Origin of the sequence: Streptomyces sp. NPDC057287 (assembly GCF_042667905.1) — a bacterium.
Taxonomy (GTDB): Bacteria; Actinomycetota; Actinomycetes; order Streptomycetales; family Streptomycetaceae; genus Streptomyces.
Genome location: NZ_JBHUYV010000027.1, coordinates 60,764 through 83,717 on the forward strand (window position 1 = coordinate 60,764; position 22,954 = coordinate 83,717).

The window sequence follows — 22,954 nt, forward strand, 5'->3', positions numbered from 1 at the left end:
GCACGGCGTTCACGATCACAGCACGGTCTCAGTCCCTTTCAGCCAGGTCCTGCCCGACCCACAGTGATCGCTGTTCGTCCCTCCCCACTCCTAACCAGGCAGAGCGAGCTCGAACCACACGGTCTTGCCACTCTTTCCGCGGCGGGTCCCCCAGCGGCGTGCGGAACAAGCCACGAGCTGCAGTCCACGCCCGCTCTCGTCCTCGGGTCCGGCACTGCGTTCGGTGGGCGGATCCGGAACCGGATCGGAGACCTCCACCAGCAGAGCGCGCCCCTCGGCGTCAGGGCCGGGCGCGTCACCGTCGGGATGCGGACGCACCAGCCGGACCCCGATGGGGCCGGAGGCGTAGCGCAGGGAGTTGGTCACCAGTTCGCTGACGAGCAGCACGGCGAGGTCGCCCACCGCCACGTCGTACCCCCAGTGGTGCAATGCGTCACGGACCGCGTGCCTGGCGCTGCGCACGGAGCCCGGCACCGCCGGAAAGCTCCATTCGGCACAATCGCCGTCGGTATCGGTCACGCCGATCACTTCCCAGGGCCGGCAGCGGGGGCGCGCCCTGTTTCAAAGGGCCTGATCGGCACATACCCGATCTACGGCGGAACCTATCGCACACCGTGACGTATCGGGCGTACGGGCGCACATCCCTCGCCTCGCAGGTAGTGGCCGACCGCACTTGCCCTCACTGCCGGGCGCGCCCCGGGCCGCTCAGCCCCGCGAGGTCTCCCGCAGACGGCGTACCGCTTCGGCCACGGCGGGGCGGTCCTGGTCCAGCCAGTCGACGGCACCCGCCTCGTCGGGGGCGAGCCAGCGCAGCTCGTCGTGGTCCTCAAGGGGGGCGGGCTCGCCCGACAGCAGCCGGACCGTCCAGACCCGGAGCACGTATCCGGGCTTGAGGGGCCACTCACCCGGGATGCGCTCCAGGGGCTCCGCCTCCACGCCGAGCTCCTCCCGGAGCTCCCGCACGAGCGCCTGCTCGCCGCTCTCGCCCGGCTCGAGCTTGCCGCCCGGCAGCTCCCAGCGCCCTGCGAGCTCCGGCGGGGCGCTGCGGCGGGCGGCCAGGAGCCGCCCGCCGTCGCAGACGGCTCCGGCCACCACCACGGAATCACTCATGTGCCGGAGCGTAGTCGGTGACTCCTCAGCCGCTACGGGCGCGCGCTCCGGCTCGTTCGCTCCACCCAGTAGAGCTGCTTGTGTCCGTGACGATCCAGGCCGTCCGCGATCTTCTGTGCCTCGTCCTGCGTCGCATAACGGCCGACGCGGTACCTGTTGCCGTTGTCGTCCTGTCTGATCACCAGCCAGGGGAGCACGGCTCCGCTGTCGGTCATCGCGTCCCTCCCCAGCATCTCGCCCCTCTCCCCACCGGCGTGCACGTCTCTAAGGATCCCCAGGAAACCGCGGTACGCATATGCCCGAGCGTACGCCTGACCTTCACTCAGCGGATGCGTGTTTACACAAAGAGACACGCATCCGGCCACACCAAAGGGGGCGCACTCTCTCGAATGCGCCCCCCTCTCCGCTTCAGACGGCCGGTGTCCGCACGGTCGGCATCGGCATCAGCACCGGCCCGGCGGCGGGGTCCTTGCGGCAGGCGTCCCCGCACTCCGCGTCCAGCGAGCAGCACAGGGAGCAGATCGGGCCCGACCGGACCGGGCAGTCCGCGATGTCGGGCAGCTCGTAGGCGGTCTCGCACACCGCGCAGGCGTGGGTGGCGGTGATGTCGGCGATCTCGACGTCCGGGCCGTTCACCGGGTTGGGCCGGGCCAGGTAGTACTTCCCCTTCGTCAGCCAGGCGATCAACGGGCAGAGGGTCAGCGACAGTCCGGCCGCGATGAAGGTGGAGAAGGCTTCGGCGTACCTGCCGAACAGCCCGAAGAAGGCGAGGATCGAGACGGTCGACGCGATCACCATCGCCCCGAATCCGGCCGGGTTGACCGCATGGAGGTAGGCGCGCTTGAACTCGATGTAACGGGGGCTCAGCCCGATCCGCTTGTTGATGACCAGGTCGGCGGCGACCGCCACGATCCAGGCGATGCCCACGTTGGAGTAGAAGCCCAGCAGCTTGTTGAGGGCCGCGAACATGTTCATCTCCATCAGCGTCAGCGCGATGACGAGGTTGAGGAAGATGTACCAGACCCGGCCCGGGTGCTTGTGGGTGATCCGGGAGAAGAAGTTCGACCAGGACAGCGAGCCGCTGTAGGCGTTGGTCACATTGATCTTGATCTGGGAGACGATCACGAAGAGGGCCGCGGCCGGGAGCGCGAACGAACCGAGCCACGGCTTCAGCGCCTCGATCTGCGGGGCGATCGGCTCCAGCGCGTGCGTCTTGCCGACCGCCTCCAGGGCGACGAAGGCGAGGAAGGCGCCCCCGAGCTGCTTGGCCGCCCCGATGACGACCCAGCCGGGGCCGGCGGCGAGGACGGCGAGATTCCACCGGCGCTTGTTGGCCTCGGTCCTGGCCGGCATGAAGCGCAGGTAGTCGGCCTGTTCGCCGATCTGGGCGATGAGGGAGAGCGCGACTCCCGTGCCCAGCCCGAAGGCGATCCAGGAGAAGCCCGGCGCCGCGCCCTCGGTGCCCGTGAAGGAGCCGAACGCGCTCCAGGAGTCCGGTGCCTCGACGGCGAGCACCACGAAGGGCAGGACCATGCCGATGATCCAGACGGGCTGGGTCCAGGCCTGCACCTTGGCCAGCGCGCCCATGCCCCGGAACACGATCGGGATGACGATCAGCGTGGTGACCAGATAACCGAGCTCCACCGGGAGTCCGATGGCCTGGTGCATGGCCTGCGCCATGATCGAGCCTTCGAGGGCGAAGAAGATGAAGGTGAAGGACGCGTAGATCAGCGAGGTCAGCGTCGACCCGAAGTATCCGAAGCCCGCCCCGCGGGTGACCAGGTCCATGTCCAGGCCGTACTTCGCGCAGGCCCGGGCGATCGGGATGCCGGTGAGGAAGATGATCGCCGCCGCGGCCAGGATCGAGGCGAACCCGCTGGTGAATCCATAGGTGAACACGATCGACGCACCGATCGCGAAGTCGGCCAGATACGCGATGCCGCCGAGCGCGGTCCCCGCGACCATCGAGGGTGACCAGCGCCGGAAGGAGTGTGGCGCGTAACGGAGGGAGTAGTCCTCGCGGCTCTCGTCGGCCGCGAGCCTGGCGTAGCTGCGCCGGGGCGCCCCTGGGTCTTCCTGCGGCTCCTGCTGCGGCGCCTCGCCCGTCGTGGGCGTTGCGATGTCCGTCATCGGTGACTTCCCGTTCGTCGGTCCGGTGTGCGGTGACCAACGGGAAGTTAAGGCTTGGACATGACAAGACGTGACGGTGGGCGGTTGCCCGCCGGTTACGGGCGGCGCGGGTGTGTTAACTCCGGATCACGGGCGGCGGACAGGCCGTCGCCCCCAGCGGTCACCACGACCGCCTCACCTGTCACCACAGCCGCACCGGCGGTCACTTGACCGGCAGATGGTAGGCAATCCGGTAGCGGTCGGCGGGGACGACGACATCGGCCGTCTCCACCGCGCGTCCCGACGCGTAGTACGTCCGGCCGATCACCATCACCACGTGCCCCGGCACACCGCCGAGCGTGAGGAGCTCCTCCGCCAGCCCCGGGCGCGCGCCGACCTCCTCCGCGACGTTGTCCACGACGACATCGATCGCCGCCATGCGGTCGACCACGCCGCAGCCGCCGAGGGGGCCCTCCTCCGGAAGCATCACCGGTGTGCGCCCGGTGACGGCCAGGGGCTCCCAGGACGTGGAGAGCATCATCGGCTCACCCGCCTCCCGGAAGACGTACCGCGTGCGCATCACCCGGTCTCCCGGCTCGATGCCGAGGCGCTCCGCGACCTCGGCGCTCGCGCCCTCCTGCTCGCTGCGGGACTCCCAGGTCCCCCGCACCCCCTCCGCCGTCTGCTCCTGGCGGAACGGAGTGGCTCCGGCCCCCGGCCGGTACCCGGAGCGGGCGATCGGACGCGGGACGGGACGGGCGCGCACATAGGTGCCCGAACCCGACCGCCCCTCGACGAGCCCCTCGGCCATCAGCACTTTGCGCGCCTCCAGCGCCACGGTGTCCGAGACCCCGTACTCCTCGCGGATCCGGGCCTGTGACGGCAGGCGGGTATGGGGCGGCAGCGCGCCGTTGACGATCTTCTCCCTGAGATCGCTCGCCACGCGCAGATAGGCGGGCTGCTCACCGAAAGGCACAGGCCACTCCCAACAGGTTGACAGACAGCAACAGCGTCGCAACCGTGGGTTGAGTACCGCAAGCACGGGCCAGAGTTTCACTCGAAGTGATGATTCCCCGCCCACCTGCGCATACCTGACCCAGGTATGCGCGAATGGCACGCAGACCCTTGACCCTTTTTGGTCCAGACCAATACCTTCCTGTGCACAGCACGGCTCCGCTGCCCTTCCAGCGCCCGGGCACTCCCGCGCGACCGGCACGGGCCCCTGCCCGGAACCCGTCCCAGGACCACGCACAGGAACGAGCCCCATGCGCCGAAGAACCCTGACCGGACTGACCACCGCCGCCTGCGCCCTCGCCCTGCTGGCCGGCCTCGCCCCCGCCGCATCGGCTGGCGCGACCGGCCACGACCGCGGTGCGGGCCACCACGACCGCGCGTACCGCACCGTCGGCTACTTCACCCAATGGGGTGTCTACGGCCGTGACTTCCAGGTCAAGGACCTGGAGACCAGCGGCACCGCGGAGAAGCTCACCCACATCAACTACGCGTTCGGCAACGTCAGCGCCGAGGGCCGGTGCTTCACGGGCAACGTGCCCGGCGAGGCCGACGCCTGGGCGGACTACGCCCGCCCGCTGGACGCCGCCGGGTCGGTCGACGGCATCGCCGACACCGATACGCAGGCGCTCGCCGGCAACTTCAACCAGCTGCGCGAGCTCAAGGCCGAGCACCCCGGGCTCAAGGTGATGATCTCCCTGGGCGGCTGGAGCTGGTCCACCCACTTCTCGGACGCGGCCCGCACCGCCGCGTCCCGCAAGGCGCTCGTCTCGTCCTGCATCGACCTGTACATCAAGGGCAACCTGCCGGTGGACGGCGCGCGCGGAGGCGACGGAGCGGCGGCCGGCCTCTTCGACGGCATCGACCTCGACTGGGAGTGGCCCGGCTCGGCCGGCGACACGGACACGGTGTACCGCCCCGAGGACAAGCGGAACTTCACGGCCCTGGTCCACGAGTTCCGCACCCAGCTCGACGCCTACGCGAAGAACAGCCGTAAGGGGAAGGCGAAGCACTACGAGCTGTCCGCCTTCGTCCCCACCGCACCCGCCAAGATCGACGCGGGCTTCGACGTGCCGCGCATCATGCGGGACTTCGACTTCGTCAACCTCCAGGGCTACGACTTCCACGTCTCCGGCGAGACGACGACCGCCCAGCAGTCCGCGCTGTACGCCAAGGGCGACTTCAGCGTCGACCAGACGGTCCGTGACTGGATCCGGCGCGGGGCGCCGGCCCGCAAGCTCGTGATGGGCATGCCGTTCTACGGCCAGGGCTGGACCGGTGTCACCGGCGGCGGCGACGGGCTCGGGCAGCCCGCGACGGCGCCCGCGCCGGCCACGTACGCCGCAGGCTACGAGGACTACAAGGCACTGAGGAAGCTGGCCGATTCGGGGCGCTACACCGTGCACCGGGACACCCGCAACGGCCACGCCTGGCTGTTCGACGGCACGACCCTGTGGACGTACGACGATCCGCAGGTGCTGCGCGCCAAGACCTCGTACATCCGCGGACGCGGGCTCGGCGGGGCGATGTTCTGGTCGCTGGACGGCGACACGGACGACGGTGAGCTGATGGCCGCGGTCGACCGGGGGCTGGGCCGGCGCTGACTCCCGGCGGGGGCCGCGCGGGACCCCGCGCGGCCCCCGCCGGTACTGGATCACGGGCGTGCCGGCGCCCTACATTCATCCCATGCCTACGACACGGATGCCCACGGCGGACTACGTCTGCCCCCGGGACGGGGCCCGGGCCGGGGCCACCACGACGGCCTGGTGCTGCCCGGTCTGCGGGGGCCCGTGGGACCTCGACACCGAAGCCCTGCGACCGGTCCGTCAGGAGGCACTGAACGGCCGCGTCAATTCACTGTGGCGCTACGAGGAGGCCCTCCCGCTCGCCGCGCCGGCCGTCTCCCTGGGCGAGGGCCGCACACCGCTCGTCACGCTCACGGACCGGGTCTCGGCCAAGCTCGACTTCCTGATGCCCACGCTCTCCTTCAAGGACCGCGGTGCGGTGATGCTCGCCGAACTGGCCCGCAGGCTCTCCCCCGACCGGGTCGTCGCGGACAGCAGCGGCAACGCGGGGACGGCGGTCGCGGCGTACTGCGCGCGGGCCGGGCTGCCGTGCACGGTGTACGTCCCCGAGGGGACTTCTCCCAAGAAGACCGAGCAGATCCGCGCCCACGGCGCCCGTCTGGTGACCGTGCCCGGCGGCCGCGAGGCCACGGCCGAAGCCGCCCGCGCGGCCGCCGGGGCGCCGGGCACCTTCTACGCCTCGCACGTCTTCAACCCGTACTTCCTGCACGGCACGAAGACGTACGTCTACGAGATCTGGGAGGACCTGGGCGGCACCCTGCCCGACGCCATCGCCGTACCCGTCGGCAACGGCACCCTGCTCCTGGGTGCGGCCCTCGCCACCGCGGAACTTTTCGCCCACGGTCTGATCGACCGCCGTCCCGCCCTGATCGCCGTGCAGGCCGAGGCCGTGTCCCCGCTGGCCGCCGCGTTCCGGTCGGGGGCCGAAGAGCTGTCCGGTGCACCGGAGCCGGGGGCGCCCACGCTGGCCGAGGGGATCGCCATCCCCCGTCCGCCGCGCGCGCGGCAGATCCTGGCGGCCGTCCGGGAGTCGGGCGGGACCTTCCTCACGGTGACGGAGGACCGGATCCGCGCGGCGCAGAAGGATCTGGCCGCCCGGGGCTTCTTCGTCGAGACGACCGGGGTCGCCTGCTGGGCAGCCGTCGGCGGCGAGACGGAGCGGAGCGTGGTCGTCCCGCTCTGCGGGGCGGGCCTCAAGACGGGCCTCGCCGCCTGAGGCCGGGGCCCGGGTGCCCCGGGCCCTCGGTCTCCCCCACGCTCGGGTGGTCCCCGCGCGGTCAGTGCGTCCAGTACGTGTCGTGCTTGAAGAAGAACTCCGCCCGCTCCTTCTCCGGCCAGTCGGAGACCTGCCCCACCTTCTCGAAGTACTCCTCGCGGGGCGCCCCCGGCGTGAAGAGGAGCAGCATCGAGGCGGGCTCCCCGGAGTCGTTGCGGAAGGCGTGCAGGCCGCCCTGGGGCACGTACACGAAGTCGCCCGGCACCGTGTCCACCCACCGCTCGCCGTCGTAGATCCGCACCGTCCCGTCGAGGACGTAGAACGACTCCGAGATCGAACGGTGGAAGTGCTCGGCCGGGCCGCCCGCCCTGGGGCCCATGTCGATCCGGTAGAGCCCGAATTCGCCGTGGGTCGACTCCGAGGTGGCGAGGTAGTGGGTGCTGCCGCCGCTGCGGGGCAGCAGGTTCGGGGTGGTGCCGGCCGGGCGGTACCGCGCGCTGATCTCGCCCGCGCCGTCCGTGTAGAGGGGTTCCGGATACGACATGCCGTTCTCCCTGCCCCGGCCTCGGGCCGGTGCGCTCGTCCCGCGCGCCGGAACCGCACCGGCGGCGTCGCCTTCCCTACCTTCGGGGGGTGAGCCTCACGCGCATCTCCCTCCTCGCGCCCCTGATCGCGGGCACGCTGATCGCCCCTCCGCCACCGCTCTCGTACGCCGCCGGGCCCGCTTCGTCTCCCGTGTGCGGCGGGGCCGGGACGGCCTCCGACCCCTCATGGGCACCTACGTCCACCACTTTCGGCGAGGCCGGAGGGTACGACCCCTACGTCGGCAACGGCTACCTGGGCCACCGCGTGCCCGCCACCGGCGCCGGATACGCCGCCACGGGCGGGAGGACGGGCTGGCCCCTCTACACCCCACGGTACGACGGAGCCTTCGTCTCCGGGCTGTACGCCCGCGACAAGAGCCTCGCCGGGGGCCGCGAGGTGATCGCCGCGCTGCCGTCCTGGACCACGCTCGACGTGCGCGTCGGCTCCGAGACGTACGGCTCCGCCACCCCCGCCGGCCGGATCTCGCGCTACCGCCAGACGCTCCACCTGCGCTGCGGCATCGTGGTCACCTCCCTCCGGTGGACCACGGCCGACGGCCGCGCGACCGACCTGACGTACGAGGTCCTGGCCGACCGCGCCGACGTGCACACCGGCGCCGTACGGCTGCGGATGACCCCGCACTGGAGCGGCACGGCGACGGTCACGGGCCGGCTCGACGGACGCGGGGCGCGCCGGGTCACGGTGGCCGGCGACGGCACGTTCCGCGCGCTCGGCACGGGCACGGCGGGGGCGATCGCCCAGCGGGGCACCGACGGCGCGCGGACGGTCCGGGTGGGGGCCGGCCGCTCGTACACCTTCGAGAAGTTCGTGGGCGTCGACACCGCCCTCACCTCCCGCACCCCGCTCGCCTCCGCCGGAGCGGCGGCCGACCGGGCCGCCCGGCGCGGCTGGTCCGGGGTCCTCTCCGCCAACGAGGCGGCCTGGCGCGAGGCCTGGGCGTCCGACGTCAGGACACCGGGCAGCCCGGACCTCCAGGCCTGGCTGCGCGCCGCCCGGTACGGGCTGCTCACCAACACCCGGCCGGACTCCTCGGACAGCATCGCCCCGGCCGGGCTCACCAGTGACAACTACGCGGGCATGGTGTTCTGGGACGCCGAGACCTGGATGTATCCCGGGCTGCTCGCCACCCGCCCCGAACTGGCCCGCTCCGTCGTCGAGTACCGCTACCGCACCCGGGACGCCGCCCGCGCGAACGCCCGGAAGCTGGGGTACGACGGGCTGTTCTACCCCTGGACCAGCGCGAGCAGGGGCGATCTGGACGCCGAGTGCCAGAGCTGGGACCCGCCCCACTGCCTCACCCAGAACCACCTCCAGGGGGACATCGCCCTGGCCGTCTGGCAGTACTACCTGGCCACCGGGGACCGCGCCTGGCTGGCCGCCCGGGGCTGGCCCCTCCTGGAGGGCATCGCCGACTTCTGGCAGTCGCGCGCCACGGCGAACGCCGACGGGAGCTACTCGGTGAAGAACGTCGCGGGCCCCGACGAGTACAGCAACGGCGTCACGGACGGCGTCTTCACCAACGCGGTCGCCGCCACCGCCCTGCGCCACGCCACCCGCGCCGCCGCGCTCCTCGGCCACCCGGCGCCCGCCGGCTGGACCCGCGTCGCCGACGGACTCCGCATCCCGTACGACGCCGGGCGGAAGGTGTTCCTCCAGTACGCCGGCTACAACGGCTCGACCATCAAGCAGGCGGACACCGTGCTGCTCATCCACCCGCTGGAGTGGCCGATGGAGGAGGGCGCCGCCGCCGCGACGCTGGACTACTACGCGGCCCGCACCGACCCGGACGGCCCCGCGATGACCGACTCGGTGCACGCGACCGCCGCCGCCGCGATCGGGGAGCCCGGCTGCGCCGCGTACACGTATCTCCGGCGCGCGGTGCGCCCGTTCGTCCGTGGGCCCTACCACCTCTTCTCCGAGGCGCGGGGCGAGAAGTCCGGCGCCGAGGACCCGCTCTCCGGCTTCCCCGCGGAGGACTTCCTCACCGGCAAGGGCGGCTTCCTCCAGGTGTTCACGCACGGTCTGACCGGACTGCGGCTGCGCGAGGACGGCGTACGCCTCGACCCGCTCCTGCCGCCGCAGCTCCGCGAGGGCGTGCGGCTGACGGGGCTGCGCTACCGGGGCAGCACCTACGACGTGGCCATCGGCCCCCGCACGACCACGGTCCGGCTCACGGACGGCGCTCCCTTCACCGTCCACACCCCGGCGGGCCCGCGCCGCCTCACCTCCGCCCTCACGCTCCCCACCCGCCGCCCCGACCTCTCCCCTACCTCCGACGCTGCCCGCTGCCGCCCCGCGGCGGCCACCTCCGAGGCCCCCGGCCTGTACGCCGAGGCGGCGGTGGACGGGAGTCCGGCGACATCCTGGTCGCCGGACGGCGCGACGGGCACGCTGACGGTCGCCCTGCGCCACGTCACCCGGATCGCCTCGCTCACCCCGAGCTGGACGGACGTCGCCCCGGCCTCCCACACTCTGGAGACCTCGTTGGACGGCCGCACCTGGCGGCCCTTCCGAGCCGGTGACACGGCCCGGCAGGTGCGGGTGACGGTCCGCTCCGCGGATGCGGAGAAGCCCACGGGGGTGAGCGAACTGACGGCCCGTACGGAGCGGAGCGGGACTGGGACCGGTCGTGAATAAGATCGCTTACCGCCGGTCCGGGTTGCGGGCGGGGATGGTTCTCATGTTCGTATGAGGTGATGCACACCCCGCAGCGCATGGATCCGCATCACCGCCCCCACGGCCGGCCCGCAGCACCCCGCAACCCCTACGAGGAGCTCGGGGCACTCGCCGACGCCCCTCCGGTCGAGCCCTTCGGCGAGGGCTCCGCCAGGCGGAGGACCGGGCGGGAGCGGGAGCGGACCCCACGCGTGGACCGCCGCGGCGGTCGTCGTCGGCGCCGCCGCTTCGCCGGGCTGCCGATCGCTGCGAAGGCGGTGGTGGGGCTGGTCGTCCTCACCTCCTTCGTCGCGCTGGCCGACCGCTGGGCCGTGCTGTACGCGGAGGGCAAGGCCGCGGACACCCTCAAGAGCCAACTGGATCTGGCCGCGGCTCCCGAGGTGGAGATCGGCGGCTTCCCCTTCCTCACCCAAGTCGCCGACAAGAAGCTGGACTCGGTGCGGGTGACCGTGCCCGACGTGGCGGCCGACCGGGTGTCACTGGCGAAGGTGTCGGCCACGGCCCACGACATCCGGCTGAACGCCGACGGCCTCACGTCCGTACGCGGCGCGGACATCCCCCGGCTCGACGGTGACGTCCTCCTGTCCTTCGCCGACCTCAACCGCGAGCTCGGCGCCTCCCAGGTGACCTTCAGCGGCGACGGCAGCGACCGGGTCAAGGCCCGGGGCACCCTGCCCGTCGCCGGGCACGACCTGCGGCTGTACGCCGAAGCCACGATCCGGCGCCAGGCCGAGCGGGGCATCGCCACGGACATCGGCGGCATGCGCCTGGACATCGGGGACCTGGCCACCTACCGCCCCGGCGCGCGCGCCTCGGACGGCCTGCACCTCACACCGAAGGGGTCCGCCGACCTCGCCCGCGAGACCCGCAAGGCGAAGGCGCTGCTGTCGGTCCCGGCGATCGTGCGGCGACTGGGCGTGCCGGCGGAGACCGTCCGCGAGGGCCTGAGCGACGACGGAAAACTGACCGAGCTGACGGGTTCCCCGCGCTTCGCCCGCCAGGCCCAGAGCCTCAACCTCATCGACCTGGCCGAGGACAACCCGGAAGTCCTCAGCGACCTGGGGCTCGACGCCGACCTCCTCGACGCCCTGTCCCGGCTCACCCGCCCGGTCCTCGCCGACAGGCTCTCCCTGGCCTTCCAGCTGCCGGAACCGGAGCACGGGGACATACGCCTGCGTGACGTCCGCGTCGGGCAGGACGGGATCCGGGTCCGGCTGACCGGTTCGGGGCTGGCCGTGGGCAGCTCCTGAGCCTGCGGCGGGCGGACCACCCCCACCGCGGCGGCGAACGGTCGGCGGTCCCGGCCGCCGGGGCCCGGCGGCCGGAAAACCTCGGGGCCCGGGCGCACGGAAAACCTCAACGCCTCCCTCGTCCCGGCGCTACATTCCCTGCGTGATCAAGACAGCGGTCAACGGCGTGTCCATCCACTACGACGACCAGGGCCCCTCGGACGGCATCCCCGTGGTGCTCGTGCACGGCCATCCCTTCGACCACACCCTGTGGGCTCCCCAGGTCGCGGCACTCACCGCGGCCGGATACCGGGTCGTGACGCCCGACCTCCGCGGCTACGGCAGCAGCGAGGTCGTGCCGGGGAAGTGCCTGCTCTCCGACTTCGCCGACGACATCGCCGCGCTCCTCGACACCGTCGGCCTGGAGGACGTCGTCATCGGCGGGGTCTCCATGGGCGGACAGATCGCCATGGAGTTCCTGCGGACCCGTCCCGAGCGGGTGCGCGGACTCGTCCTCTCCGACACCTCCCCGGTCGCCGAGACCGAGGAGGGCAGGGTCTTCCGCGCCGCCCTGGCCGACCGGCTCCTCGCGGAGGGCATGGGCGGTTACGCGGACGAGGTGATCGACAGGATGATCGCCCCGTACAACGTCACCGCCCTGCCGGAGGTGGCCGGGCACGTCCTGGCCATGATGCGCGGCACCGATCCGGAGGGCGCCGCGGCCGCCCTGCGCGGACGGGCCGAGCGGCCCGACTACCGTGACACGCTCGCCTCGGCCTCCGTGCCCGTCCTCATCCTGGTCGGCGCCGACGACGGCTACACCCCGGTCAGCGACGCGAAGGCCATGCACGCCCTGGTCCCGTCCGCCGGCCTCGTCGTCATCGAGCGGGCAGGACACCTCCCCGGCGTCGAGCAGCCCGCGGCCTTCAACGAGGCGCTCCTGAGCTTCCTCGGCACCCGGGTGAGCCACCTCGGCTGACGGCCTTGCGCACCCGGGACGGCCAGGGGCCCCGGCCCTCAGTTCGTGTAGACCTCGGCGCGGTCCACGCTCACGAAGGAGGCACCCGACTGCGTGCCGTGCTCTCCGGTGACCCGGACGCGCAGCGTGTGCCGGCCTTGGGACAGACGGGGGCTGAGGTACTGGAGCGTCTCGCCCGTACGGATGGATCCGTAGAGGTCGACGCGCTGCTCAGGACCGCCGTCGATGCTCAGGGCGGCGATGCCGTTCCCGGTGTCGCGGACGGACAGCAGGGCGATGCGGGTGCCGGTGAAGGTGAAGGCCGCTGTGGCGCCCGCACCTTCGCTCCAGTGGTCGTCGCCCCAGAAGCACTGGGTGGCGCAGCCGGTGCCGGAGTTCCAGGCACCGGTGTACGAGACGGTCCCGTCACCGCTGGAGCGTCCGTCGTCGTTGATCCAGTAGGTGCCGGACCCGGGGTCGCCCGAGGGCAGGTCCTGGGTGGCGCCGAGCGCGTACGGACGGCCGAAGTCGGGGCTGCCGTCGGCCTTCCAGGTGAACCGCTGAGCGCGGGTGGTGCGGTTGGAGTAGGTGAGGGCGGAGGTCGTCTTGGCGTGGTAGACGATCCAGTCCTCGGTGCCGTCGGGTGAGCGGAAGAACGCGTGGTGGCCCGGGCCGTACACGCCCCGGTCGTCGGCGCGCGAGAAGACCGGGCCGGGGTGCTGGGTCCAGTTGCGGGGCACCAGCGGATCGGCGGTGGCGGGCAGCGACATCATCCAGATCTGGTAGTCGGGCTTGCCCGTGTCACAGGTGGAGTAGGTCATCCACGTACGGCCGTTGCGATAGAGGAACTCCGGCCCCTCCCGGACCTCGGGGCAGCCGCCCGCCGCGTCGATGGCGACCGCGTCGCCCGACACCGTGTACGGGTTCGACATCGGGGCGATGTTGAGCCCGTTGTGCTGGTACGGGTTGATACCGCTGTAGGCCAGGTAGAGGCGGCCGTTGTGCTGCAGGATGCCGGCGTCGATGGCGAAGTCGTCCGCGTGGTTGGGCGGGGCGAGCTTCGCCTTGAAGTGGTAAGGACCGGCCGGGTCGTCGCGCTCCGACTCCAGTACGTACAGGCGGTGGTGGTCGTCCACGCCGTCGTCGGCGGTGTAGTAGAGGTACCAGCGGTCACCGAAGCGGTAGAACTCCGGGGCCCAGATGTTGCGGTTGCGGGAGGGGTCGGAGTCGGTCCACACGGTGACCGGGTCGGCTACGAGCAGGGTGCCCAGCGAGGACGAGCGCCACATGCGGACGCTGTCGCCCTGCGTGGTGGCCAGGTAGTAGGAGCCGTTCCAGTGCGTCATGAACGGGTCGGGGCCGCTGTTCAGCGGATTGCGGAACGCGCCCGCGGCGGCTGCTGCTCGTGGAGCCGGAGCGGTGGCGTCGGCCACCGCGGCCGGCGACGCCGACAACAGGCCCGACAGGACGGCGACGAGTGCGGCCACCGCTACGGCCGCGCGGCGCAGGGCGCTGCCGCGGCTCGGGGGAAGGACGCGGACAGGGGCGGGGGCGGCCAGGGGAATCCGGGCTGCGCGCACGGCGGCTCCTTACGGCTGGAGGTGCTCGTCGGTGGGGGGAGCGCTGCTCCATTACATCGATGTAATGCCGGGGTGACACGCTAGAGACAGCGTCTGTGCGTGTCAACGGACCTTCCGCGAAAGGGGACTTCGGCGACTGGCGTACGTCTGTCGTACGGCGCCCGCATGCACGTCCACGCCGGCGGACGGGGCCGGGCGGGGCGGGGGTGGGCAGGGCCCGTCCCCCGCCCCGCCCGGCAAGGCTCACCCTCGCCCGTCGACCAGGCCCGACTCCCAGGCCCAGGCGGCGATCTCCACACGGTTGCGGGCCGAGAGCTTGGTCTGCACGTTGGCGAGATGGGTCTTCACCGTGCCCACCGTGATGGTGAGTTCGACGGCGATCTCGGCGTTCGTCAGCCCTCTGGCCACGAGCCGCACCAGGTCCGTCTCCCGTGCGGAGAGCGCCGTGTGCGGCTCCCGCGGGGCGGGCACGGCGTCATGGAGACGCCGCAGCAGCCGGACGGTGATGGCCGGGCTCACCAGCGCTTCGCCGGATGCGGCCGCCCTGATGGCCTCGACCAGCAGCGCCGGGCCCGAGTCCTTGATCAGGAATCCGGAGGCGCCCCCGCCCAGAGCGCGGTGGACGTACTCGTCGTCATCGAACGTCGTGACCACGACGACCTTCGGCGGATTCACGGTGCCGGGGCGCGTCAGCCTGCGCAGCGCCTCCAGCCCGTCCATGCGGGGCATGCGGATGTCCATCAGCACCACGTCGGGGCGGTGGCGCTCGGCGAGTTCCACGGCGTACACCCCGTCCGCGGCCTCCGCGACGACGTCGATGTCGTCCTCCGCGGCGAGGATCATCGCGAACCCCGCACGGACCATGGCCTGGTCGTCGGCGATCAGCACCCGGATCGTCATGAGACCGCCACTCCCGCCGTCGCCACCGGGAGCGTCGCCTCCACGGCCCACCCTCCGGTGGCCACCGGGCCCGCCCGGACAGTTCCGCCGATGAGGCCCACCCTCTCGGACAGGCCCTTCAGTCCGAAGCCGCCCTGGGAGACATGGCGCGGCCGTCCGTCGTCGCCGACCCGTACGGTGAGCAGGTCTCCCGAACGGTGCACGCGGACCAGCACCTCGGTACATCCGTGAGCGTGCTTGCGTACGTTGGTGAGGGCCTCCATCACCACCCGGTGGGCCGTGGTGGTGACCTCCACCGGCAGGCCGCCGAAGGCCCCTTCCAGATCGAGCCGGGCCCGTGCACCTCCCACGGCCGAGAACTCCTCGACGAGCCCGCGCACTTCACCGATGCCCGCCAGCGGCGTCAGCGCCACTTCCCCGTCGGCGTCGCGCAGCATCCCCACCATGTGCCGCATGGACGTCAGCGCCTCCGAGCCCGCCTGCTCGATCCGCTGCAGCGCGGGCGGCACGAGTTCTGGCCGCCGGTCCGCGATGGCGTGGGCTCCCTGCGCCTGTACGACGATGCCGGTCACGTGGTGGGCGACGAAGTCGTGCAGGTCCCTGGCGAACTCGGTCCGCTGCTCCAGTCGGAGAGCCGCCGCCTGGCGCCGCCGGTCCACGAGGAGCAGACGCATCCCGAGACCGACGCTCAACACCGCGAGCGCTGCCAGGGCGTGGACCAGCGCGAAGATGGTCGTGGACTGCTTGACGTCGACCGACACCGGTCGCAGCACGATCGCCAGGTACAGCAGGGGAACGGCCACCGCCGCCCACGACGGCTTTCCGCGCCGGGCGACGACCAGGAGAAGCCACACCAGGGCCGCCGGTTCGGCGTATCCCAGCGCCTGCGAGCCGACCGACATCTCCATGTGCAGCACCACCGAGAGACACAGCGAAACGACCGCCAGTGTGCTGCCGGCCGCCGGCAGCGCCCGGCTGCCGAGCCGGGGCGAAGCGACGACGAGGGCGATGGCCAGCAGGGCGCCGCCCAGCTTGGCGGGCCCCAGCGCGGAGCCGTCCCCGATCCGGTAGAAATCGCCGCCCACCCAGTCCAGCACGACGACGCCGATCAGGACCCCGGCCGGCAGCAGCCGGACCGTGACGGGCAGGAGTGGCGGGCGTCCGATCCTCCGCACCGCCGCGGCCACCGCGTCCGCCGCCTTCGGCATCCCCTTCACCGTCCTCCCGCCGACCGGCCGAAAGTCGGAGCCGGCCGCTCAGGATCTGTCTTTCGCCCGATCCGCCGCGGGGCGCGGGGGAGAAGAGTGGTCTTCACCGGGCGGAGTTCGCCGTTCATCACACAAGGAGGATGCCATGATCGCGGCCGCCCGCCCGCCCCGCACCGCGTCGCACGCCCGGCCTCCACAACAGCCGCACACGCCTCGCGCGTGAGCGATGTCCCGGCCCGGGCGCCCGGTGGCCGCCCGCACGCATGACCGGCCCTCTCCACGCACGAACAGGGCCGCCCCTCCCCCCACGCACAGGGCCGCCCGTCCCCCCATACGCACAGGAGCATCAGATGAATCACGCAGAGTCGCACCGCGGAAGCGGAACGGAGTCCGTACCACCGCCCGTCGGCGTGGCGGCGATCGAGGCCCACGGGCTCGGGAAGCAGTACAGGCGCGGCTGGGCGCTGCAAGACGTCTCCTTCCGGCTGCCGGCCGGGCGGGTGTGCGGCCTCGTCGGTCCCAACGGCGCCGGCAAGAGCACCCTGATGGGCCTGGCCACGAACATGATCCGGTCGACCACCGGCGCCTTGCGTGTGTTCGGCGCGGTGCCCGGGTCGACGGAGGCGGTCCTGCGGACCTCGTTCCTGACCCAGGAGAAGCCGCTGTTCCGGCGCTTCACCGTGGCGGAGACCCTGCGGCTGGGACGCGAGTTCAACCCCCGCTGGGACCAGCGGGTCGCCGAGGGCATCGTCGACGCGGGCCAGGTGCCTCTGAAGGCGAAGGTCGGAACGCTGTCCGGCGGGCAGCGGACCCGTGTCGCCTTCGCCCTGGCCTTCGGGAAGCGCCCCGATCTGCTCATCCTCGACGAGCCGATGGCCGACCTGGACCCGCTGGTCCGTCGCGAGCTCATGGCCACCCTGACGGCGGAGGCCGCCGAGCACGGCACGACGGTGCTGGTGTCCTCGCACATGCTCGCCGAGCTGGAGTTCATCTGCGACTACCTCCTCGTCATCGCGAACGGCGGGCTGCGCCTCGCGGGCGAGGTGGACGAACTGCGAGCCGCGCACGCACTGATCGACGCCCCTGAGGGCGCCCCCTCCCACGCCGTCGCCCCGCACCGGGTGATCGAGTCCCGCCGCGGTGAGGGCCGGCCGGGCGTCCTGGTGCGCCTCGGCGGACCGGTCGCGTACAGCGGAGGCGCTGCCGAGACTCCGACCCTGGAGGAGCTTCTGCTCGCCTATCTGCGCGCACCCGACGCACCTCCGCTGATCGCCCCCAGCGCCCGGGCCGGCGACATCGACGACATCATCACCCGCGACCGGCAGAAGGCTGTGACAGCATGACCACGCTCACTCGCGACCCTGCCCGTAAGGCGCCCGCCGGAACCGCGCGAAGCGGCTGGAGGCCCCGGCTGGGCGGTCCGGTCTGGCTCGTCTGGCGCCAGCACCGCGCCGCGTTCTGGACGCTCATCGGGGTCACCCTCGTCGGCGTGCTCGTCATGGTCCACCTGCGCGGGCAGATGATGGACTACCTGGCCACCCTGGACCCGACCTCGCGGAGGTCCGACGGCCTGCCGCCCGAGTTCGAGGCGTACACCGACCCCCTGTTCAGCATCGGGAGCTACCTCAGCTACATCCCCGTCCTGGCAGGTGTCCTCCTCGGGGCTCCGCTCATCTCGGGCGACCTGGAGACCGGCACGGCCAAGCTGGCGACCTCGCAGTCCGTCAGCCGGATGCGCTGGCTCATCGTGAAGCTCGCCGTTCCCGCCGTGATGCTCACCCTGTCGGCCGGCGTGCTCACCACCGTCCTCACATGGTGGTGGCACCCGGTCAAGGGGCTGTCCAGCAGCCTGATCTGGACGGCCTTCTTCAGCGTCACGGGGGTCACGCCCGTCGCCCATGCCCTGCTCACGTTCACCGTGGGTGCGGCGGTCGGACTGCTCCTGCGCCGCACACTGGTATCGATGGTGGTCACGCTCGGCGTCGTCGTGGCGATGGGGTTCGTCTGGAGCGAACTCTGGCGGAGCCTGGGGCACGTCATGTCGGTCGGTACCGACAAGGGCGTCGGGCCGGGCGCGGTACAACCGGAACTGCCCACCGAGGCGGAGCAGCAGGGACAGGGCACCTACTTCCTCACCAGCTCCGGAGACCGCCTGGACTGGACCACCTGCCTCGATCAGGTGGAGGACGACCGGGCGCACACCGCCTGTCTGGAGTCGAAGCACGTCATCGGCTGGTCCCTGGACTATTTGCCCGTCTCGCAGATGCAGTCGATGCAGTGGCTCGGAGCCGGCATCATGCTCGCCATCGCCGCGGCCGTCGCCACCTTCGTCATCCTCTGGGGCCGCAAGCGGCTCCTCTGAGCGCAGGCCCCCTGACGGCGACAAGGCAGGACGCGTCAGTCAGCTGACTCCGGCGGCACCGGAACACCGCCGGGTCTCCCGCGTGGCCTACCCGGCCCGTTCCGCCCTGAAGGCGCGCCGGTAGGCGGCCGGCGTCGTACGGAGGGCCTCGTGGAAACGCCGCCGCAGGTTGACGGCCGAGGAGAGCCCCACCCGGCTCGCGATGGTCTCCACGGACAGGTCGGTCTCCTCCAGGAGCGCCCGGGTGGCGGCGATCCGCCGGTCCAGCAGCCAGCGTCCGGGGCTGATGCCGAGCTGCTCGGCGAAGCGGCGCGTCAGCGTACGGGCGGACACCTGCGAACGGACCGCCATCTCCGCAACGCTGACCGGCTGGTCCAGACGCCCGGACAGCCACTCCAGCAGAGGGGCGAGCGAGTCGGCGACCGGCCCGGAGGTGGGAAGTTCGGCGTACTGCAGCTGGCAGCCCTCGCGGTGCGGCGGCATCACCAGCTGCCGGGCGACCCGCATGGCGTACGCCGCGCCCTGGTCGGAGCTGACCAGGTGCAGGCAGAGGTCCACGCCGGCCGCCGATCCGGCGCTGGTGGCGACATCTCCGTGGTCCACGTAGAGCACCGCCGGATCGACCCGGACCTGCGGGAACCGGGTGGCGAGCTCGGAGGCCCTGGCCCAGTGGGTGGCTGCCCGGCGGCCGTCCAGCAGGCCGGCGGCGGCGAGCAGGAAGGCACCCGAGCAGAGGCCGACGATTCGTGCGCCGCCCCGGTGCGCCTCGCGGATCGCCGCGACCACTGCGGGCGGCGCCTCGGTGCCTGGAGGCTGGTGCCAGCCGGGAACCAGCACGGTGTCCGCGCGCTCCAGCGCCTCCAGGCCGGTCGTGACCACCATGTCGTAGCCGGCCCGGGTACGCACCGGACCGGGGTGCTCGGTGCAGAGCTCGAACGCGTAGCGGGCGGGGACAGCCGGGCCGTGATCACCGAACACCTCGGTGGCGCAGGCAAGGGGGAAGGGCGCCTGCGGGGGCCGCAGCAGGGCCACGACTCTGTGCGGTGCCGGAGACTTCGGCAGCGAACGGGGTGTCATGGCGCGAAAGTACCCCATCATGTCGTTCGGGACACTGGGGTGGCCGATTGGTCCGGTCCAATATCGGTGAGGTGACCACCGCACAGATACAGACCCCGTCCGGGCCCGAACCGCCCTCCGCCCGGCCCCCGTTGTGGGACCGGCGCTTCACGCTCTACTTCGTCGCCCGCGCCGTCTCGCTGTTCGGCGACGCGATGATGCCGGTCGTCACCGCGCTCGCGGTCGGCGCGCTGTACGGAGTCTCCGGGGTCGGCCTCGTCCTCGGAATCTGGACCGGGACGTTCGTCCTCCTGGTCCTGTTCGGCGGGGTGTTCGCCGACCGGTTCGGCGCGCGCCGCATGATGATCGGTGCGGACCTCGTCCGGGTGCTCACCCAGGGTGTGCTGGCAGCCGCCTTCTTCGCCGGGCCGCCGCCGTTCTGGCTGCTGGTGACGGCTGCGGCGCTGGCCGGTGCCGCCGTCGCCATGTTCCTGCCGGGGGTGAACGGCATGGTCCCGCTGGTCGCCCGCGAACCCCAGCGGGCGAACGCCACACTCAAGGTGGCCGACGCGCTCGCCCATCTGCTGGGCCCGGCCCTGGCGGGGGTGCTGACCGTGCTGACCAGTGCCGGCATCGTGTACGCGATCGACGCCGGCACCTTCCTGCTCAGCGCCCTGTGCCTGGCACTCGTCCGGCTCACCCCGGCAGCCGCGTCCCCAGCGGATCCGGTCGGCGCCGGCTCCCCCGCCCGCACCGGCAGCTCGCTCCGGCGCGACCTGCGTCTGGGCTGGCAGGAGTTCCGGGCACGCACCTGGATGTGGGCGGTGATCCTGATCTGGGTGGGTTTCGGCGTACTGCTCTTCGGCCCGCTGGTACCGCTCAGCTCCACAGTGATCGCCGCCCGGTTCGGCCCGAACGCCTATGGTCTGGCGGTCTCGTTCCTCGGCGTCGGCACGGTGCTCGGCGGTCTCCTGGCCCTGCGGCTGCGCCCGGCCAGGCCGCTGGCCGCAGGCGCGGTGGCGGTGGGGCTGTACACCGCGCTGCCGCTGAGCACGGCGCTGGGCCACAGCCTGCCCGTGGTGCTGGGGGGCCACGTACTCGGCGGCGTCGCGGTGGCGTTCTGGTCGGTGATGTGGGCGACCAGTGTGCAGACCCACACCCCGCCGGCGGTGCTCAACCGGGTCACCGCCTACGAGCTGGCCGGCTCGGTGTCCGGGATCGCGCTCGGCCAGATCCTGGCGGGACCGGCCACCGTACTGGCCTCCCCCGAGCGGCTGCTCCTGGTGTCCGCGGGCGCCTGCGTGGTGGGCTGCGTGGCACTGTTCGCGACTCCGGCGATCCGCACCCTGCGCCGTGCGGACCCCGCCTCCGTCGCCGGAGAGTGAACGGCTTGCCGGCCGTTCAGGTCAGTGGTCCTGTTGAGCCATGACCGCACTGCCCGACTGGATGCGCCCACCCCGGGCGGAGGGCTGGTTCGCGGAGGACCTGGACCACCTCCCGGAAGCGCCGCGCCACACCGAGCTGATCGACGGAGCCCTCGTATTCGTGATGTCCCCGCATCGGTGGTGGCACGGCCATCTCGTCACGATGCTCACCGTGGCCCTCATGGAGCAGGCGCCGACCGACGTAAGGGTCGGGCGGGAGATGGCGATCAAGCTCGATCAACGCAATCGGCCCGAACCGGATCTGCTCGTGACGACAGCCGACTTCGACGGTGACCGCACCTGGTTCGCACCGGATGAAGTTCGGCTCGCCGTCGAGGTGGTCTCCCCCGAGTCCGCCCACCGGGACCGCACGGTGAAGCTCCACAAATACGCAGAGGCCGGCATCCCGCACTACTGGCGTATCGAGGACGGGGCACCAATCGTCCACGTCTACGAACTTGACGAGCCGACCGCGACCTACGTACCCGTAGGCATCTTCAGGGGCTCTCTCCACCGTCCGGTGCCCTTCGAGATCAACCTCGATCTGCAGAAGCTCGCTCCGCCCCACCGGGGCTGAATCAGCACGGGAACGCGGAAGGGGGTCGGGCTCACCAGAGTCCGACCCCCTTCCGACCCAGGCACTTGAGGTATCACCTGGCCCGCGGCAACGAAGCCGCTACACGTTGAAGCGGAACTCCACCACGTCGCCGTCCTGCATCACGTAGTCCTTGCCCTCCATGCGCGCCTTGCCCTTGGCGCGGGCCTCGGCGACCGAGCCGGTCTCGACGAGGTCCTCGAAGGAGACGATCTCCGCCTTGATGAAGCCCTTCTGGAAGTCGGTGTGGATCACACCGGCCGCCTCGGGGGCCGTGGCGCCCTTCTTGATCGTCCAGGCGCGGGCCTCCTTCGGGCCTGCCGTGAGGTAGGTCTGGAGGCCCAGAGTGGCGAAGCCGACGCGGCCGAGGGTGGCCAGGCCGGGCTCTTCCTGGCCCATGGACTGGAGGAGCTCGAGGGCCTCGTCGTCGTCGAGCTCGATCAGCTCGGACTCGATCTTGGCGTTGAGGAAGATGGCCTCGGCCGGGGCGACCAGCGCGCGCTGCTCGTTCTTGAAGTCCTCGTCGACCAGCTCGTCCTCGTCGACGTTGAAGACGTAGAGGAAGGGCTTCGTGGTGAGGAGGTGCAGCTCGTGGAGGAGGCGGCCCTTCTCGGTGCCGGCGGTGATGCCCTGGGAGAAGAGGGTGTCACCGGCCTCCAGGATCTTCTGGGCCTCCTCGACGGCGGCGAGGACCGCGACCTTCTCCTTCTGGAGGCGGGACTCCTTCGTCAGGCGCGGTACGGCCTTCTCGACGGACTGGAGGTCGGCCAGGATCAGCTCGGTGTTGATCGTCTCGATGTCGTCCTTGGGCGAGACCTTGCCGTCGACGTGGACGACGTTCTCGTCCTTGAAGGCACGGATGACCTGGCAGATCGCATCGGACTCGCGGATGTTCGCGAGGAACTTGTTGCCCAGGCCCTCGCCCTCGCTCGCGCCCCGCACGATGCCCGCGATGTCGACGAAGTCGACCGTCGCGGGGAGCAGCTTCTGCGAGCTGAAGATCTCGGCGAGCTTGTCCAGGCGGGGGTCGGGGACGCCCACGACGCCCACGTTCGGCTCGATCGTGGCGAACGGGTAGTTGGCCGCCAGCACGTCGTTCTTGGTCAGGGCGTTGAACAGGGTCGACTTGCCGACATTCGGCAGGCCGACGATTCCGATCGTGAGCGACACTTTGGCGACTTCCTGAAGTGAGGGAGGGGCTGCGCGGGCGGGCCCGTGGGTGGGCCGATTCTCCAGTTTACGGGCGGGGCCGGGCGGACCGTCACGGGTGCGGGGACGGGACCGGGTCGGGGGCCGAACGGTGCGGTTTCGGCCGTGCGGGATCGAAC

20 protein-coding genes are annotated in these 22,954 nt (G+C 71.7%); 9 read left to right on the forward strand and 11 right to left on the reverse strand.

Translation table 11 applies throughout. The features are described from left to right. Positions 1-90 precede the first annotated feature (90 nt). The 5 genes from ACFUNE_RS35300 to ACFUNE_RS35320 form a co-directional block, all read right to left on the reverse strand. Positions 91-528, reverse strand: a complete 438-nt coding sequence (locus ACFUNE_RS35300) for an ATP-binding protein (RefSeq protein ID WP_383576654.1) — start codon at positions 526-528, stop codon at positions 91-93. Positions 529-705: 177 nt separating this feature from the next. Next, positions 706-1,110 (reverse strand): (deoxy)nucleoside triphosphate pyrophosphohydrolase, encoded by a 405-nt coding sequence (locus ACFUNE_RS35305; protein ID WP_383576656.1) that lies wholly within the window; start codon positions 1,108-1,110, stop codon positions 706-708. Between the two features lie 32 nt (positions 1,111-1,142). Further along, entirely contained in the window at positions 1,143-1,325 is a 183-nt protein-coding gene (locus ACFUNE_RS35310) for a hypothetical protein (RefSeq protein ID WP_033298025.1), read from the reverse strand. A 193-nt stretch (positions 1,326-1,518) separates the two neighbouring features. Next, entirely contained in the window at positions 1,519-3,240 is a 1,722-nt protein-coding gene (locus tag ACFUNE_RS35315; RefSeq protein ID WP_383576658.1) for a purine-cytosine permease family protein, read from the reverse strand. A gap of 202 nt (positions 3,241-3,442) precedes the next feature. Continuing rightward, positions 3,443-4,195 (reverse strand): GntR family transcriptional regulator, encoded by a 753-nt coding sequence (locus tag ACFUNE_RS35320; RefSeq protein WP_383576660.1) that lies wholly within the window; start codon positions 4,193-4,195, stop codon positions 3,443-3,445. A 289-nt stretch (positions 4,196-4,484) separates the two neighbouring features. On the opposite strand from ACFUNE_RS35320, the gene ACFUNE_RS35325 reads away from it, so the two are divergent. Next, a complete protein-coding gene (locus ACFUNE_RS35325) occupies positions 4,485-5,834 on the forward strand; it encodes a glycoside hydrolase family 18 protein (RefSeq protein ID WP_383576662.1) in 1,350 nt (449 codons plus the stop codon). Between the two features lie 82 nt (positions 5,835-5,916). Continuing rightward, the gene (locus ACFUNE_RS35330; RefSeq protein WP_383576664.1) at positions 5,917-7,032 is read left to right on the forward strand and encodes a threonine synthase; all 1,116 of its coding nucleotides are present in this window, start codon (positions 5,917-5,919) and stop codon (positions 7,030-7,032) included. A gap of 61 nt (positions 7,033-7,093) precedes the next feature. Here ACFUNE_RS35330 and ACFUNE_RS35335 read toward each other — a convergent pair whose 3' ends face one another. Next, entirely contained in the window at positions 7,094-7,576 is a 483-nt protein-coding gene (locus tag ACFUNE_RS35335) for a cupin domain-containing protein (RefSeq protein ID WP_383576666.1), read from the reverse strand. Between the two features lie 89 nt (positions 7,577-7,665). On the opposite strand from ACFUNE_RS35335, the gene ACFUNE_RS35340 reads away from it, so the two are divergent. The 3 genes from ACFUNE_RS35340 (at position 7,666) to ACFUNE_RS35350 (ending at position 12,522) form a co-directional block, all read left to right on the forward strand. After that, complete coding sequence (locus ACFUNE_RS35340; RefSeq protein WP_383576668.1) at positions 7,666-10,275, forward strand: glycosyl hydrolase family 65 protein; 2,610 nt, start codon at positions 7,666-7,668, stop codon at positions 10,273-10,275. Between the two features lie 59 nt (positions 10,276-10,334). Then, positions 10,335-11,564: a DUF2993 domain-containing protein gene (locus tag ACFUNE_RS35345; protein WP_383576670.1), complete on the forward strand. Its 1,230-nt coding sequence runs from the start codon at positions 10,335-10,337 to the stop codon at positions 11,562-11,564. A 145-nt stretch (positions 11,565-11,709) separates the two neighbouring features. After that, on the forward strand, positions 11,710-12,522 hold the full coding sequence (locus ACFUNE_RS35350) for an alpha/beta fold hydrolase (RefSeq protein WP_383576708.1): 813 nt from the start codon (positions 11,710-11,712) through the stop codon (positions 12,520-12,522). Between the two features lie 38 nt (positions 12,523-12,560). On the opposite strand, the gene ACFUNE_RS35355 is transcribed toward ACFUNE_RS35350, so the two are convergent. The 3 genes from ACFUNE_RS35355 to ACFUNE_RS35365 all read right to left on the reverse strand — a co-directional run bounded on the left by ACFUNE_RS35355 (position 12,561) and on the right by ACFUNE_RS35365 (position 16,189). After that, on the reverse strand, positions 12,561-14,009 hold the full coding sequence (locus ACFUNE_RS35355) for a family 43 glycosylhydrolase (RefSeq protein ID WP_383576710.1): 1,449 nt from the start codon (positions 14,007-14,009) through the stop codon (positions 12,561-12,563). 315 nt (positions 14,010-14,324) lie between these two features. Further along, entirely contained in the window at positions 14,325-14,981 is a 657-nt protein-coding gene (locus ACFUNE_RS35360; protein ID WP_383576672.1) for a response regulator, read from the reverse strand. Continuing rightward, positions 14,978-16,189 (reverse strand): sensor histidine kinase, encoded by a 1,212-nt coding sequence (locus ACFUNE_RS35365; RefSeq protein ID WP_383576674.1) that lies wholly within the window; start codon positions 16,187-16,189, stop codon positions 14,978-14,980. Before ACFUNE_RS35365 ends, ACFUNE_RS35360 begins: the two co-directional genes overlap by 4 nt. Before the next feature lie 350 nt (positions 16,190-16,539). On the opposite strand from ACFUNE_RS35365, the gene ACFUNE_RS35370 reads away from it, so the two are divergent. Further along, entirely contained in the window at positions 16,540-17,532 is a 993-nt protein-coding gene (locus ACFUNE_RS35370) for an ABC transporter ATP-binding protein (RefSeq protein ID WP_383576676.1), read from the forward strand. Further along, entirely contained in the window at positions 17,529-18,551 is a 1,023-nt protein-coding gene (locus ACFUNE_RS35375) for an ABC transporter permease subunit (RefSeq protein ID WP_383576678.1), read from the forward strand. The genes ACFUNE_RS35370 and ACFUNE_RS35375 overlap by 4 nt, the downstream gene beginning before the upstream one ends. Before the next feature lie 87 nt (positions 18,552-18,638). Here the strand turns inward: ACFUNE_RS35375 and ACFUNE_RS35380 are convergent, their stop codons facing one another. Next, positions 18,639-19,628, reverse strand: coding sequence for a GlxA family transcriptional regulator (locus ACFUNE_RS35380; RefSeq protein WP_383576680.1), 990 nt, complete (start codon positions 19,626-19,628; stop codon positions 18,639-18,641). A 71-nt stretch (positions 19,629-19,699) separates the two neighbouring features. On the opposite strand from ACFUNE_RS35380, the gene ACFUNE_RS35385 reads away from it, so the two are divergent. Together ACFUNE_RS35385 and ACFUNE_RS35390 are read left to right on the forward strand one after the other, a co-directional pair. After that, positions 19,700-20,992 (forward strand): MFS transporter, encoded by a 1,293-nt coding sequence (locus tag ACFUNE_RS35385; protein WP_383576682.1) that lies wholly within the window; start codon positions 19,700-19,702, stop codon positions 20,990-20,992. Positions 20,993-21,032: 40 nt separating this feature from the next. Continuing rightward, positions 21,033-21,608 (forward strand): Uma2 family endonuclease, encoded by a 576-nt coding sequence (locus ACFUNE_RS35390; RefSeq protein WP_383576684.1) that lies wholly within the window; start codon positions 21,033-21,035, stop codon positions 21,606-21,608. Between the two features lie 99 nt (positions 21,609-21,707). On the opposite strand, the gene ychF is transcribed toward ACFUNE_RS35390, so the two are convergent. After that, on the reverse strand, positions 21,708-22,796 hold the full coding sequence (gene ychF / locus ACFUNE_RS35395; protein ID WP_383576686.1) for a redox-regulated ATPase YchF: 1,089 nt from the start codon (positions 22,794-22,796) through the stop codon (positions 21,708-21,710). Positions 22,797-22,954: the final 158 nt, after the last annotated feature.